Source organism: Acinetobacter sp. 1207_04 (assembly GCF_052850415.1).
The window spans coordinates 19,485-34,899 of sequence record NZ_VXCQ01000010.1; the positions used below are offsets into that span (position 1 = coordinate 19,485).

13 protein-coding genes are annotated in these 15,415 nt (G+C 37.9%); 11 read left to right on the forward strand and 2 right to left on the reverse strand.

The window, feature by feature from the left end; translation table 11 throughout:
* The first annotated feature begins 207 nt into the window (after positions 1–207).
* A complete protein-coding gene (locus FW754_RS10375) occupies positions 208–645 on the forward strand; it encodes an acyl-CoA thioesterase (protein WP_409511490.1) in 438 nt (145 codons plus the stop codon).
* 18 nt (positions 646–663) lie between these two features.
* On the opposite strand, the gene dnaX is transcribed toward FW754_RS10375, so the two are convergent.
* Complete coding sequence (gene dnaX / locus FW754_RS10380; protein ID WP_446324612.1) at positions 664–2,787, reverse strand: DNA polymerase III subunit gamma/tau; 2,124 nt, start codon at positions 2,785–2,787, stop codon at positions 664–666.
* A 230-nt stretch (positions 2,788–3,017) separates the two neighbouring features.
* Between dnaX and FW754_RS10385 the strand changes: the two genes are divergently transcribed.
* The 6 genes from FW754_RS10385 (at position 3,018) to ychF (ending at position 9,057) form a co-directional block, all read left to right on the forward strand.
* Positions 3,018–3,917: a LysR family transcriptional regulator gene (locus FW754_RS10385; protein ID WP_409511492.1), complete on the forward strand. Its 900-nt coding sequence runs from the start codon at positions 3,018–3,020 to the stop codon at positions 3,915–3,917.
* Between the two features lie 127 nt (positions 3,918–4,044).
* Positions 4,045–5,130 carry a tRNA (uridine(54)-C5)-methyltransferase TrmA gene (trmA, locus tag FW754_RS10390; protein ID WP_446324613.1) on the forward strand — a complete coding sequence of 362 codons (1,086 nt, stop codon included), beginning with the start codon at positions 4,045–4,047 and terminating at the stop codon, positions 5,128–5,130.
* Between the two features lie 250 nt (positions 5,131–5,380).
* Positions 5,381–5,608: a hypothetical protein gene (locus tag FW754_RS10395; protein ID WP_446324614.1), complete on the forward strand. Its 228-nt coding sequence runs from the start codon at positions 5,381–5,383 to the stop codon at positions 5,606–5,608.
* A 315-nt stretch (positions 5,609–5,923) separates the two neighbouring features.
* On the forward strand, positions 5,924–7,171 hold the full coding sequence (locus FW754_RS10400; protein ID WP_446324615.1) for a transporter: 1,248 nt from the start codon (positions 5,924–5,926) through the stop codon (positions 7,169–7,171).
* 238 nt (positions 7,172–7,409) lie between these two features.
* The gene (locus tag FW754_RS10405; RefSeq protein WP_419347074.1) at positions 7,410–7,655 is read left to right on the forward strand and encodes a hypothetical protein; all 246 of its coding nucleotides are present in this window, start codon (positions 7,410–7,412) and stop codon (positions 7,653–7,655) included.
* A gap of 310 nt (positions 7,656–7,965) precedes the next feature.
* Positions 7,966–9,057: a redox-regulated ATPase YchF gene (gene ychF / locus FW754_RS10410; protein WP_446324616.1), complete on the forward strand. Its 1,092-nt coding sequence runs from the start codon at positions 7,966–7,968 to the stop codon at positions 9,055–9,057.
* 88 nt (positions 9,058–9,145) lie between these two features.
* On the opposite strand, the gene FW754_RS10415 is transcribed toward ychF, so the two are convergent.
* Positions 9,146–9,628 (reverse strand): hypothetical protein, encoded by a 483-nt coding sequence (locus tag FW754_RS10415; RefSeq protein WP_409511498.1) that lies wholly within the window; start codon positions 9,626–9,628, stop codon positions 9,146–9,148.
* A 101-nt stretch (positions 9,629–9,729) separates the two neighbouring features.
* Here FW754_RS10415 and FW754_RS10420 point away from each other — a divergent pair, with 101 nt between their 5' ends.
* The 4 genes from FW754_RS10420 (at position 9,730) to glnD (ending at position 14,995) form a co-directional block, all read left to right on the forward strand.
* A complete protein-coding gene (locus FW754_RS10420; RefSeq protein WP_446324617.1) occupies positions 9,730–10,470 on the forward strand; it encodes an AzlC family ABC transporter permease in 741 nt (246 codons plus the stop codon).
* The gene (gene ygaH, locus FW754_RS10425; protein WP_446324618.1) at positions 10,470–10,811 is read left to right on the forward strand and encodes an L-valine transporter subunit YgaH; all 342 of its coding nucleotides are present in this window, start codon (positions 10,470–10,472) and stop codon (positions 10,809–10,811) included. The genes FW754_RS10420 and ygaH overlap by 1 nt, the downstream gene beginning before the upstream one ends.
* Positions 10,812–11,093: 282 nt before the next feature.
* Positions 11,094–12,302, forward strand: a complete 1,209-nt coding sequence (purT, locus tag FW754_RS10430; RefSeq protein WP_446324619.1) for a formate-dependent phosphoribosylglycinamide formyltransferase — start codon at positions 11,094–11,096, stop codon at positions 12,300–12,302.
* 26 nt (positions 12,303–12,328) lie between these two features.
* A complete protein-coding gene (glnD, locus tag FW754_RS10435) occupies positions 12,329–14,995 on the forward strand; it encodes a [protein-PII] uridylyltransferase (protein WP_409511502.1) in 2,667 nt (888 codons plus the stop codon).
* Positions 14,996–15,415 lie beyond the last annotated feature (420 nt).

Below are 15,415 nucleotides of genomic sequence, written 5' to 3' on the forward strand. Positions count from 1 at the left end.
AACTGAACATTTTTTCATTATTTAAATTTTAAGTTAAAAATTCCTTTCTCCTGAAAGAGAGAGAACTAGAATGAGGGGAATATAAATAAATATCTCTCCCGCCCCCTCTCCTAAAGGAACAGGGAACTCATATCTAAACTTTGAATTTGTTCGATGAATAACTGATGCAAGAGATCCGATATTGACTGAATCAAGAATAGAACTCATATGAAACCAACCATCAAAAAACGCCAAGATTATGCTTTCTTTTTACCCATCCAGACCCGTTGGGCAGACAATGATATTTATGGGCACGTCAATAATGTAACCTATTATAGTTACTTTGACACCGCAGCCAATTCCTTGCTGATTCAGCATGCAGGTTTTGACATTCACCATTCACCTAATATTGGTTTAGTGGTCAATTCTTCCTGTAATTTTATGCAAGAACTGACTTATCCAGAAATTATTGAGGTTGCAGTCGGTATTAGTAAATTGGGTAATAGTTCAGTTACTTACGATCTCGCCATTTTTAAACAGGGACAAGATCAAGCTGCGGCTCAAGGAAGTTTTGTGCATGTTTTTGTCGAACGTGAAACGAAAAAAAGCACCCCGATTTCGCCTGAAATGCGCAGTGCTCTAGAAAAATTTCTCGTCCAAGCCTAATGCAAGGACGTTTTCCTTTTAAGGTTTCAGTTGAATGTTTTGAATTTCACCATTGAAAGCATTCATTAAATTTTTAACCACCGATTCATCGTGCAACATTTCTGCCGCACGATCAAAGGCTCTGATTTTACGCTCGTTTTGTAGCTCAAAAGGTGTGGTTTCTTGGCTTTCACGATAAGTAAAACTCAAACGTGTATGTGACCACTGTTCAATCAATACATTTTCAAGGGTGTGCTGAAACTGTACTAATAAGTTCTCGTACTGCTGCGGAATAGAAAATGTAGACTGACCATTAATCTGTCCTGTCATCACACCATGTTGCGCAAGCTCTTGTACCGCAGGTGATAATTGACTATTGCGGAACCAATATTCCCACTTTTTAACATCCCACTGGCCTTCTAGATTTTGCGGTGTCAGTTGTAAAATTTGTTGTGGCGTTTGCGTTGAACCTGTCAATTGAACAGCTATTGATGGTGCAACGGTACTATTTTGTGAACTAGAATTAGGTATTCTTCTGTCATTAGATTCTGGTTCAATATTTATATCTTGTGCTGCCTGCTCAGTCTCAGGTGCAAGGAAGAAAATATCTTCTGTCTCTACAGTCGACTGTACATTTTGAGGTGTACTTGTTGAAATTGTATTGCCACCAAAAAGTGTTAAATCAGGTATTTCTTGTATCTCTATTGATTCTGTTGAAAGCTCATTTTGCTGAGCGACAGGTTCTAAATCAGCAGTAGATGTTTCTATAGCTGTCTGTATATCGACCTTTTCAACTATTTGTGTCTGTGCTTCAACTAACTCCATAGTTTCAGTCAATACGGTATTGGCATTTTTCGGTGAAGACACAACTTCATCTAAAGGTTGACTAAAAGCTTCATCCACACGATGTAAACTCGGATTTCCTTCCAATTCTTCTATTGTTGATGGTTGAGTCTGTTGCTCTACAGGCGCTTCGATCTGCTGTGTATGTTGTGGTTGTGAAGTCGCTTGTGAATGATTTTGCTCAATCACCTGTGTTTGCACAGATTGATTGGTGCTTACTGTTATTTCATTGGCTTGTAACGGTCTAAATGCAAGTAAACGCAACACCGTCATTTCAAAACCTTGCTCTTGCGTCACGGAAATTTGTAAGTCAGCACGACCTTTACATGCAATTTGATAATACAACTGCAAATCTTGTGCGGAAACAACTTGCGCCAATTGAGTAATTTTTTGATTGATTTCAGCGCTATATTTTAAGCTTAAATCAGGTAGATATTGCATGAGTGCCAATTCATGCAAGGTCGAAATCAATTGATCAAGCACCAAAGAAACATCTAAGGCTTGCTGACGGAACTGACGCAACAATTGGCTCATGCGTTCACGCTGATTTTGATGAATCGCCAAAATCAAATCATAAATAATCGTACGATCAATCAACCCTAACATTTCTTTGACATCTTGATGATGTACTTCGCCTTGACCATAGGCAATCGCTTGATCGGTCAGTGATAAGGCATCACGCAATGAACCTTGTGCAGATTCAGCAATTTGCCAAATGGCATCAGACTCAGCTGCAATCTCTTCTTTGCCCAAAATATCGCTTAAATGATGAGTGATTTCATCGACAGCCAAAGGACGCAAGGTAAATTGCAAACAACGTGAAATTACAGTAATCGGTAATTTTTGCGGATCAGTTGTAGCGAATAAAAATTTAACGTGCTCAGGTGGTTCTTCTAGCGTTTTCAATAAGGCATTAAATGAATGTGTCGACAACATATGTACTTCATCAATCAGATAAACCTTGAAACGCCCTTGTGTCGGTGCGTAAGGTACATTATCGAGTAATTCACGTGTATCTTCTACTTTAGTACGTGATGCTGCATCAATCTCGATCAGATCAATAAAACGCCCTTCGTTCACAGCTTTACATGTTGCACAAACTTCACACGGCGTTGATGTCACACCTGTTTCGCAATTCAGACATTTTGCCAAAATACGGGCAATCGTGGTTTTTCCGACACCACGTGTTCCTGTAAACAAATACGCATGGTGTAAACGACCTCGGTCTAACGCACTCGTCAAAGCACGGGAAACATGATTTTGCCCGACAAGTTCATTAAAATTACGTGGACGATATTTACGTGCAAGTACCTGATACATGAAAACTCCTGATTTCAAAGCTAAGGATACTGTGTTTTTAACGATTAGTGAACGCACTTATTGAAGTGATCATTTTGATCTGTGATTATTCGACCATTTTCACTCAATTTATAACACCAATAATGCATGGAGCATTTACATTTTTTACACATAGTCACGATAGCTTAGATTGACTTTTTGCAACGAAATACATTTAAATAATTAGATTGTTGCACAAATGGAATGCTTTTATGCTCTCGGATTTAGATGATTTTTATTGTTTTTCCCTTGTTGTTGAACATGGCGGATTTAGTGCAGCCGAACGTGCAACAGATATCCCTAAATCAAAACTCAGCAGACGTGTCTATAATCTCGAAGAAAATTTAGGTGTCAGGCTCATTCAACGAAGTTCACGCCATTTTGCAGTGACCGATATTGGAATGAATATTTTCCGTCATGCCCAAGTGATGGTTAATGCTGCACGTTCAGCGCATGACTTAGTCGATCATTTGAGTGAAGAACCCCGTGGCGTCATTAAAGTCAGCATTCCAGTCAGCATTGCACAAAATGAAATGTCAAAATTACTGCCTGACTTTATGAAAATGTATCCTGAAATCAAAATACAATTTCTTGTCAGTAACCGCCGTGTTGAAGTGATTAATGAAGGCTTTGATGTTGCTTTACGTGTGCGTGCAAATTTAGATGATGATCCTAATTTAGTCATTCGCAAGTTTGAAAATATTGAGCAACATCTATTTGCAAGCCAAGCCTATTTAAATGAATACGGTATGCTTAAACAACCTGAAGAATTAGCTGAACATCGGATTCTCAGTATGGTTGAAGAACATTTAGACCAACAATTATCTCTGCATGATAAAGATAATCAGCAGAAAAAAGTCAAAATCAATCCCATTGTGATGGGTTCAGATTTAATTATGATAGCCAAACTTGCAAGCCAAAATTGTGGTATTGCACTTTTACCCGATACAGTTGCCGAAGACTTTATTCGTACTGGTAAACTCGTTCGTGTTCTTCCTGAATGGAAAGCCTCACATGGTATTCTCCATGCAGTTTATCCATCACGCCGTGGACAACTCCCTGCTGTGCGGGTGTTTATTGACTATTTAGTTGAGCATTTGACCAAACGCTAAATTTGTCCAAGTCGTATACATTTATATTAAATCCTTGATCGCAAATATTTGCAGTCAAATTAAAGAAATTGACTGCATTTTTTGATACCATCGCTACTGCTTTGTCTCAGTATGTATCTAAATTTTTATGACTTCAGTTTATCAGCAACAGCTTGATGCCAAAATCGACCGTATCCGTAATCAATTCAGTGCGTTCAATCCACCTACATTAGAGGTATTTGAATCTCCTGAACAACATTTCCGTATGCGTGCCGAATTCCGCATTTGGCATACTGATGATGACATGTTTTATGCCATGTTCGAGCGCAGTCAAGATAATCAGCAAAAAACTGTGGTGCGTATTGATGAATTCCCCATTGCAGATCAAAGCATTAACACCTTAATGCCAATTTTATTGGCTGAACTGAAAGCCAACCCACTCTTATCTAAAAAATTATTTGAAGTACATTTCCTTGCGACACTCAAAGGTGAAATGTTGGTATCTTTGGTTTATCGTGCGCCACTCACTGATGAATGGGATACTTTAGCCAAGCAGTTGGCAGAACAACTTAATGTTAAAATCATTGGTCGTAGCCGTGGTGTTAAACGTGTTTTAACTGAAGAATATGTAGTTGAAGAACTTCAAGTTTTTGACCGTACTTTCCAATATCAACAAATTGAAAGCAGTTTCACACAACCGAATGCGCAAGTGTGCCAAAAAATGTTGCAATGGGCATGTACAGCTGCTGAAGGTTCAAGCAAAGATCTGCTTGAATTATACTGTGGCAATGGTAATTTCACTCTACCTATGTCTTTAAAATTCAACCGCGTACTCGCAACTGAATTGGCTAAATCATCAGTTTATGCAGCACAGTGGAATATTGAAAAAAATAACATTGATAATATTCAAGTTGCACGCTTATCTGCGGAAGAATTTACCCAAGCTTATAATGCAGAACGTGAATTCCGCCGTTTACAAGAAGCTAATATTGATATTCAAAGTTATGATTTTGATACTGTCTTTGTTGATCCACCACGTGCGGGTATTGATGATGATACCTTAAAATTATTGCAAGGCTTTGAACGTATTATCTATATCTCATGTAACCCTGAAACTTTACATGACAACTTAAAAACATTAGCGCAAACCCATAAAATCAGTAAATTTGCCATGTTTGATCAATTTCCATATACCCATCATGTTGAATCAGGTGTATTACTCGAAAAAATTTAAACAATTTATTTCAAAATTAAATCATGAAAAAAGGTGTTGTTTCTATAGCACCTTTTTTTCTTATATTTATTTCATTGATAATTATCATTATAAATTAAATATTACAAAACTCCTGTCAACTTTCATTCTTTTGTCACAATTATTCCATCATTTTTACGTTCAATTTATGACGGATGGTTCAGTTACAAACTTGCATTTATATTTAAACTCGCTATATTTCAAATCATGTTAGGTTGCGAATGAATGCTCTATGAGTTTTTGGCAAACGTTGTTCTCTCCAAATGAACAACAAAATGAACATAAGAATCAAGTTGCTTGTATTGAAAATGATTGTTCATGTAAAACAAATGATCAGCTGTTATCTCTGTTAACCCAAGCCACCGATGAAGATGTCATTGCTGGAATTAAAAAAGTTTTAGTCTCTCGAGGCTATAGCAAAAAAGAGTTAAATCAACTACAGCATCCACCGATTCAATAGTCATGGATGACAACAGTCGATGAAAAAAGGCATTCAGTTTACTGAATGCCTTTTTAATAACAGAAATAATCAAGTAAATACATTTTCAATAGACAATACTTCAGTCAGCCAAAAATACCGATACACGACAATAAAATCTAAAAACAATTCTATGACCGATGCGCCCCCCATTAAATGGTCAATCTCCCCCTTTCGTATGATGATTAAAAATGATTCACTTTGTTTTATAAGATTTTTTTCAAATTTCTTAAAAGTATTAAAACTAAGAAGATATAAGCTTCTGCATAACAACAGCATGATACAAGGAAGAACATCATGAAAATAAAACCACTACTACTCGGTATGCTCTATATCATGCCCGCAATATACAGCGCGACAAGCCATGCATCTGCAATGGATCAATCGGGTCAGTCTATTTTGGCTTTTCTTGAAGATAAAAATTATTTTGAAGCGAATATTACAGTCGCTGATCCTGATGTTTCAGGGAAGGTCCGCAGTAATCGCCCAGATTTGGTCAATAGCACCGACCTCAACACAGGTGATATGGCAGAGTCATTTCAGTATTACAATGCTGCCTTAAAATTACAAATTGCACCACAAGTTTCATTTGGTCTGATTTACGATCAGCCTTTTGGTGCAGATGCTGCCTATCCCTTACGTAGTAACAATACTTTGTCCGATAATGAAATAACGATGCAAGGTACATCTGCTGATGTCGATAGCCAAAATATCAGTATGCTTTTTGGTTTCCAACCCCACCCATCTTTTAACCTCTATGCAGGTGGTGTATACCAAACAGTAAAGGGAAAAGTTTCTCTTCGGGGTAACTCAATGAGTATTTTTAACGGTTATGATGCTAGTTTTAAAGAAGATAGCTCTGTTGGTTGGTTAGCAGGTATGGCTTTTCAAAGCCCCGAGATTGCACTCAAAGCAGCAGCTACCTATTGTTCTGAAATCAAACATCAACTTGATGCCAATGAAACCATTTTTGGACAACCTCTTGAGTTAACGGGTTTATCCACCACTGATATTACTACCCCTCAATCAGTCAATATCGACTTTCAAACAGGAATTTTTAAAGACACTATTGCCTACTTAAATGCACGTTGGGTCAATTGGAAAGATTTCACCATTCGTCCAACACAGTTTGGTGCTCTTAGCGAGCTTGCAACAACTGAAATGAGTCAAGGCACTTATACAGGCGGTTTTAATTTAGACGATCACCAAAAAGATCAATGGAGCGCAACACTTGGTATCGGTCATCAATTTACTGAGAAATGGAGTGCATCCACTGATGTGAGTTGGGATTCAGGAACAGGAAATCCATCTAGTGTGCTGAATCCAACTGAGGGCGGTTGGGGTGTGGGCTTAGGCATACAATACAATCCCGCACCAAACTACTTTATAGCAGGAGGCATAAAATATTTTTGGATTGGTGATGCTGTTGCACAAGATGGTACGTATCACATACCTGTAGCAGGTGCTGCTGAAATGGCTGAACATGCGGATTTTAATAAGAATAACGCAATGGGGTATGGCTTAAAAATTGGCTATCGCTTTTAAGGCTAATGACATTTTCACTTTACTATAAATAGAAATATTCAAAAAATTGTTTAATCAAAACAATATGGGTAGCTCACTGAATTACTCATATTGTTTCCGATGAAATTCAATTTTTTTATCAAATTCATAAAAAAAGCTAAAATCTTCTGTTATGATCGACGCATACATTGAACGAACTTATCTCAATAATAAAATCAAAGATTTAAATGAAATAAACACTAAAGACAAGGAAAATTAAATGAAAAAGTCTGCCGTTATACTACTTACAGGCTTAAGTATTCTACTGACAGCCTGTAGTAAAATGCCTAAAGAATGTGAACAATCTTGGGAGCATATTGCTGATATAGCAAAAAAAAGTGGTATTCCAGATGATGCCATTGAAACACAAAAGAAAGAATTTGAACGTAATGTTCAAGAGATGCCAAAAGATAAAGCCATTGAAGTATGTAATGCTCAAAATTCTATTTTTGGTTTGGTTAAATAATTTAAGATACTTAATTTAGGCATGTATTTAGATACTATTCGATACATGCCTAAATTCCTCACTACTCACTAAAATAAATCACCAATCCATGACTGTTATGATTATCCCTAATATTGTCGCAACAATTTTTCTTCATCTTTTCAATTTAACACTAATATTTAGCCATATTTTAGCCTATTGAACCCTCATAAAAATTAAGTCAATTAAGTACTATTTTATAAATTTTCAATCTTCATACTTTCACCTGACTTTATCACGGCTTTCATGTAAAATCATGGGCAATTTTTATAGAACACTTTGTGAGTTTTTCATGGGTTTTAATTGCGGTATTGTCGGCTTGCCGAACGTTGGTAAATCTACTCTTTTCAATGCATTGACTAAAGCTGCTATTGCTGCAGAAAACTTCCCATTCTGTACGATTGAACCTAATACAGGCATTGTACCTGTACCTGACCAACGTCTGGACAAACTTACTGCCATTGTAAAACCACAAAAAGTTATTCCAACAGCAATGGAATTTGTTGATATTGCAGGTTTAGTTGCAGGAGCATCTAAAGGTGAAGGCTTGGGTAACCAATTCCTTGCAAACATCCGTGAAACTGATGCGATTGCGCACGTAGTTCGTTGTTTCGAAGATGAAAATGTCATTCACGTCAATGGTAAAATTGATCCCTTAGATGACATTGCAACTATCAATACAGAACTTGCACTTGCCGATTTAGACACAATTACTAAAGCTATTACACGCTTAGCAAAATCTGCAAAAGGTGGCGATAAAGATGCCATTGCAACCAAAGCTGTTTTAGAAAAAATCTTACCTTTACTTGAAGAAGGTAAACCTGCTCGTGCAGCGGATTTAGATGATGATGAACGTAAATCGGTACGTGGTTTTGGTTTAATGACATTAAAACCAACCATGTACATTGCCAACGTAGCCGAAGATGGTTTTGAAAACAATCCACACTTGGACGCTGTTAAAAAATTAGCGGCTGAAGAAAATGCAATTGTTGTTCCACTTTGCAACCAAATTGAAGCTGAAATTTCATTGCTTGAAGATGAAGACCGTGCCGAATTCCTTGAGGCTTTAGGCATGGAAGAACCAGGTCTAAACGTCGTAATCCGTGCAGGTTATAGCCTTCTTGGTCTTCAAACTTATTTTACAGCAGGCGTCCAAGAAGTCCGTGCTTGGACAGTTAAAGTCGGTGCAACTGCGCCACAGGCAGCAGGTGTAATTCACACTGACTTTGAAAAAGGCTTTATCCGTGCTGAATGTATTGCCTATGATGACTTCATTCAATACAACGGTGAAGCAGGTGCAAAAGAAGCTGGTAAATGGCGTTTAGAAGGTAAAACTTACATCGTTCAAGACGGTGATGTTCTACACTTCCGTTTTAACGTATAAGCCCTCTTAAACACCATATAAATACGATAAAAAATGCCCTGATTCTTCAGGGCATTTTTTTAGGTAATGATCTTCTATAATCGTGGATTTAAAAAAGATTGTTATACGCTTTGGTATTCCCTTGGCTCGGATTATCAATTGCATCTTTACACTGTGCTTTATCACGTTCATATTCTTGTTGTTTTTGCACAAGTGAACCATCTTTTTGCAATGTTGAACGTGCAAAATTATCAAGAGATGTTAAGGCTTTACGACATAAAGCATATTTCCCCTCTGTCACTGAATCTGTCATTTTTACATTAATGCGCCAATCTGTACTAAGCTTACGAATAGGTTTACGGACATTTTCTTCAATTAAATTCAATTGCTTACGATAGACAAAGGGTTCAACCTGATTAATCAATTTCCATGCTTCTTTAGCATAAGTCGTTGCATCATTGGTCAGTTTCGGTGCAGTTTTAATTTCAACCTGCTGTTTTGGTTGTTCAGATGATTGACCACAACCTTGCAGTAAAAATACTATTGAAATTAAGCCCATCATCAAGATGGACGGTAACTTAATCACAGACATATATGCGCCTAATGGATGAAAACGATTCGCTAATATGCTAATAAATTCGGGTACAATACTCAACTTCATTTTATCCTTTGATCAATTCTTCATGGTGTACCGTGTCTGAGCACAAAACTCCTCCAGTCGATCCTGCTGGTTTTTGGCAAGGCGCTAAAGATAGTCAAGCCATTATCTTTACTTACCTCCCAGTGTCATTTGCCTTTGGCGTATCTGCAACCCAATTTGGTTTTAGTGCTTGGGAAGCTCTATTTTTATCCTGTTCTATGTATGCTGGTGCAAGTCAATTTCTTGTTGTTGCATTACTTGGCAGTGGAACCTCCATTTGGATGACCGCTTTAACTGTCATCGCTTTAGATATTCGACATGTTCTATATGGCCCTGCTCTACAAAATCTCATTCAAGATCGTTTGAATATGAAAAAAACTGCAGTTTGGGCGTGGGGCTTGACCGATGAAGTGTTTGCAGCAGGCATGATTAAACTGTCACAACGTCGTCAGGAATGGTCTGAATCTTGGATGTTAGGCTTAAGTTTATGTAGTTGGCTCTCGTGGGCATTAGGTTCTTTTCTTGGTGGTTTATTTGCCGATCAGGTCAGTAATATGCCTCAATTTTTACAGGCCGCACTCGACTTTTTACTTCCTGCACTGTTTTTGAGTTTCTTACTTGCAGCCTTTGAAAAGAAACATACTTTTGTCGTTGCTGTATGTCTTATTGTTTCTGCTCTTGCGTGTTATTTCATCAATATGTCTGCCGCTATTTTTATTGGTATTATATCGGGAATTTTAGCTGGCTTATTTAAACATTATGTTTTAAAGCAACATAATGAGGTTAATATCTAATGGATTTACAGATTATTTTAGTCGGTATTTTGGTGGGTATTGCCAACTTTGCATCCCGTTTTGGTCCCTTTTACGTGATTCAAAAAAGTCAAAAAACTTCTCAAAATCGTGGCTCAACTTGGCTCAAAATTGCATTAGGTAGTATCGGAATTTCAGCAATTAGTTCTATGCTCATTGTCGCAACACTGCCACCACTCATTGAAACACCGAATAAAAGTTTTGCCATGTTGGTCGGTTTTGTTGTACTGATAGGGTTATATTTTAAATTTAAACGGATTGTTTTGGCGACATTAACGGCAGCTTTGGCATATGGCTTGGTTTATACTTATTTGCCTCTTTAAATGATGATATGCCAATAAAATCGTAAAACTAAATAAACAATAATAGGCTAAATATCCAATAGTTTTTAGCCTATATTTTTCCGATTTATAAAATAATAAGTTAAATCAAATGATTAATTAACATTCATAAATATCTACTTCTGAATGATGCTGTAACTCAAAGTCGGATTCATAACCATTGGTTGTCTAACAAAATCTATTATTTTATGTGAATCTGCCCTTAACACAGCGATCAGTTCTGCTATGCTTAAAGCCCCTAGAAATCAGGCATGGAAGAATAACATGAGCATCACTTTGGGTACTCCACTTCAATCATCAGCATTTAAAGTTCTACTTCTTGGCTCTGGTGAGCTTGGTAAAGAAGTGGTCATTTCACTACAACGACTTGGTGTGGAAGTCCATGCTGCTGACCGCTATGAAAATGCCCCTGCCATGCAAGTTGCTCATTTTTCTTATGCCTTAAATATGGCAGATCCTACAGAACTCAAAGCACTGATTGAAAAAGTAAAACCTAATCTTATTGTTCCTGAAATTGAAGCAATTGCAACCGAAGTTCTTATTGAGATTGAACAACAAAATATTGCAACTGTTATTCCTTCTGCAAAAGCGGTCAACTTGACCATGAACCGTGAAGGCATTCGTCGTTTAGCTGCAGAAGAACTTGGTTTACCGACCTCAGCTTATCGTTTTGCAGATTCATTAGAAAGTTTCCGTGCTGCGTGTGATGACATTGGTTATCCAAATTTTGTTAAACCAGTGATGTCATCTTCAGGCAAAGGACAATCTCGTGTTAAAGAATATGCCGAAGTTGATGCAGCTTGGGAATATGCGCAAACAGGTGGTCGTGTCAATCAAGGTACAGTCATTGTTGAATCGCAAATTGATTTTGATTTTGAAATTACCTTACTCACAGTTCGCGCTAAAAACGCACACACGAGTGACATTGAGACCCATTTCTGTGATGCCATTGGACACCGTCAAAATGCTGGTGATTATGTTGAAAGCTGGCAACCACAACCGATGAGCGATGCTGCACTGACTGAAGCAAAACGGATTGCCAATAAAGTCACTGTTGCACTCGGTGGTTGTGGCATCTTTGGTGTTGAACTGTTTGTCAAAGGCGATAAAGTATGGTTTAGTGAAGTTTCACCACGCCCACATGATACGGGACTTGTGACACTTGCATCTCAATTTCAGAGTGAATTTGAACTACATGCTCGTGCCATTTTAGGTTTACCAGTCAATACTGAGCGTCATAGTATCGCAGCAAGTGCCGTAATCTATGCTGGTGTGGATGCAAGTAATTTGTCTTACAGTGGTCTAAATCTTGCTTTAACAAATCCTGCGACCGATTTACGTTTATTCGGTAAACCCGAAGGATTTAAACGTCGTCGTATGGGCGTAGCAACTGCGCGTGCAGAAACCATAGAACAGGCACGTCAACTAGCTCAGGAAGCAGCCGATGCTGTCACTGTCAACTTGAACAACTAATTGATAAATTTGCGGACAATTTTTTCATGATCGATACTATTCCACTGTTATCCTGCGTTGCAGACATTCACGATATCAAAGCCATTAACCAATGGCGCACAGATGTCGAAAAGCAATTACAGGAAAGCTTTGAGTCGGGTCACTCTATTCGAGAAATTGTCCGTAGCCGTTCAGACATTATTGATGAAGCACTGATTTTTTTGTGGAATCATGCTGAACTTGATCAAACTGACTTAAGCCTCTTTGCAGTCGGTGGTTATGGTCGTCGGGAAATGTTGCCTTATTCTGATGTCGATATCATGGTCTTATCGGAAGATGAACTCACACCTGAACAAGAAGAACAAGTCACTGCCTTTATTGCGTCACTTTGGGATGTTGGTAATTTTAAACCAGGAATTAGTGTACGTACCATTAAGAGTTGTTTTGAACAAGCCACCAATGATTTAACGGTTGCTACGGCATTAATTGAAGCACGAACAATTATTGGCAATCCGCACCTTGCCAAATGGCCACGTCGTATTGTGTCGCAAACATGGACAGATAAAACCTTCTTTGATGCAAAAATAGCTGAACAAGCGCATCGCTATGCGCAGCATAACCATACCGAAAGTAATTTAGAACCTGACATTAAAAATGCACCCGGCGGTATTCGAGATATCAACCAAATTGGTTGGATTGCAAAACGTCATTTCCGAGTCAATCGTATTTATGACTTGGTGCATTTGGGTTTTATTTCTGAATTTGAATTGCGTGTTTTAGAAGAAGCTGAAAACTTTTTATGGGAAATTCGCCACCATTTGCATCGCATTACAAAACGTGACGAAAACCGTTTATTATTTGATTATCAACGTGAAATTGCAGCAAAATTTGGATATACCCGCACTGAAGATCAACATCCAAATTATCCTATTGAACAATTTATGAAGTGTTACTACCGTACTGCACAGTCGGTTTCGACACTCAATGAAATGTTATTGGCGTATTTTAATGAGTCCGTCATTACCCCTCGCCTTCCTAATTATGAACGTAAAATTGAAAACATCAATGAGCGCTTCAAAGTTGTCGATGGCAAACTTGCCGTACAACATCATAAAGTTTTTTCAGAAAAACCAAGTGCGATTTTAGAAATTTTCTATTTGCTTGCTAATACACCGAATGTTGAAGGTATACGCGCCCGTACTTTACGTTTACTGATTTTAGCCGCTAAACGCATTGATATTAATTACCGTAATCATCCTGACAATCAGGCATTGTTTATGGCAATTTTACGTTCCCCACAGCGTCTATATGAAACATTAGTCGCCATGAAACGCTATAGCGTTTTGGGTAATTATATTCCCGCATTCGGTCAAATTATGGGACTCATGCAATATGATCTATTCCATATTTATACCGTTGATGCACATACATTGCTTTTATTGCGCAATTTAAGTCGCTTCAAAGAACCTGAATTTGCTAAAGATTATCCTGTAGTCAGTTCTGTGTATCAGCGTTTACAACGTCGTGATTTAGTCCTTCTCGCTGCACTATTCCATGATATTGCCAAAGGTCGTGGTGGAGATCATAGTGAACTCGGAGCTGCCGATGCCATTGAATTTTGTCGTGCACATGGTTTGACAGAACGTGAATGTAATCTTGTCGCATGGCTCATTCAAAATCATTTACTGATGTCCATAACTGCACAGAAAAAAGATATATCAGACCCTGATGTGGTAAAAACATTTGCTGAAAAATTAGGTGATATGGAGCATCTCGATCATCTATATACACTGACTGTTGCTGACATTAATGCCACCAATCCAAAGTTATGGAATACATGGCGTTCTTCACTGATGCGTCAACTGTATACGCATGCACGTGACATCATCCGTTCAGGTTTAGATCGCCCTGTGGATTATCAAATGCTGATTGAAGATACCAAATTTGCAGCAAGTGAAAGTTTAGTGAATGAATTTTCATTTGATCAAGTCCAAAGTGTGTGGAAAGAACTCGGTGATGAGTACTTCATTAAAGAATCTGCCGATGAAATTGCATGGCACACACGCGCCATTTTACAACACGGTGATAATCCTGCACCTTTAGTGCTCATGCGTGCGCACCGAAAAGCAGCACAAGATGCCGTTCAACTATTCATTTATACCCGTGACCAACCCAATTTATTTGCAACCACTGTCGCTGTACTCGACAAAATGAATCTTGATGTTCAAGATGCACGTATTATTACTGCAAGCACATCATTTAGCCTAGACACCTATGTGGTTCTTGATCGTTTTGGCACTTTACTGACCGATCCTGATCGTGAATTAACCGTTAAAGAAGCACTCGTCAAGGCATTGAGTAATTCCGATGTTTATCCGGGCTTAATGCAACGACGTATACCCCGTCAGCTACGTCACTTCGAAATTGAAAATACAGTTGATGTCACGCTCAACGAAGTATTACAACAAAATATGGTCGAAATTTCTACGCTTGACCAACCCGGTTTACTTGCAAAAATAGGCGGGATCTTTATGATGCAAGGGCTTGATATTCATTCTGCACGTATTGCGACACTCGGAGAAAAAGCCGAAGATATTTTCTTTGTGACCAAAAAAGATGGCATACCACTTAATGCAGAAGAAGCACAAATTTTTGCTGAGCAACTAAAGTCTGCACTCGATGAAGCATCGAGTCAGGTCTTTAGTCAGCATTAAGACTTTGGCTTGAATATTCAAGCTAAATAAAATGACCTAAGTATTGTTCATAAAAAAGCGAGTCAATTAAAATGCCTCGCTTTAATTTTCTAAACTTTATATCACGGCACTTTTATTGATGCTGATACTTGTATTCATTCCAATGTAACTTGCCATCAAACTTCACGATATCAATGCCTATCCAAACATTTGATTCATTGCATCCTTAACCATCTTCATACCAAGATAGACCGCAGAATATAGGTTTATGAAATGTATATCGTTTAAGGTTTTAATAAGTATCAGGTTTAAATTTTTTTAGAATCAGGTGATTGGAATTCACTAGTCCAAGTCGCATTACTAATTATAGGAATAATAATCAATACCTAAAATCCTATACGACCTTATCCAATCTCTATCCACATCTATTTCTCTGTGTCA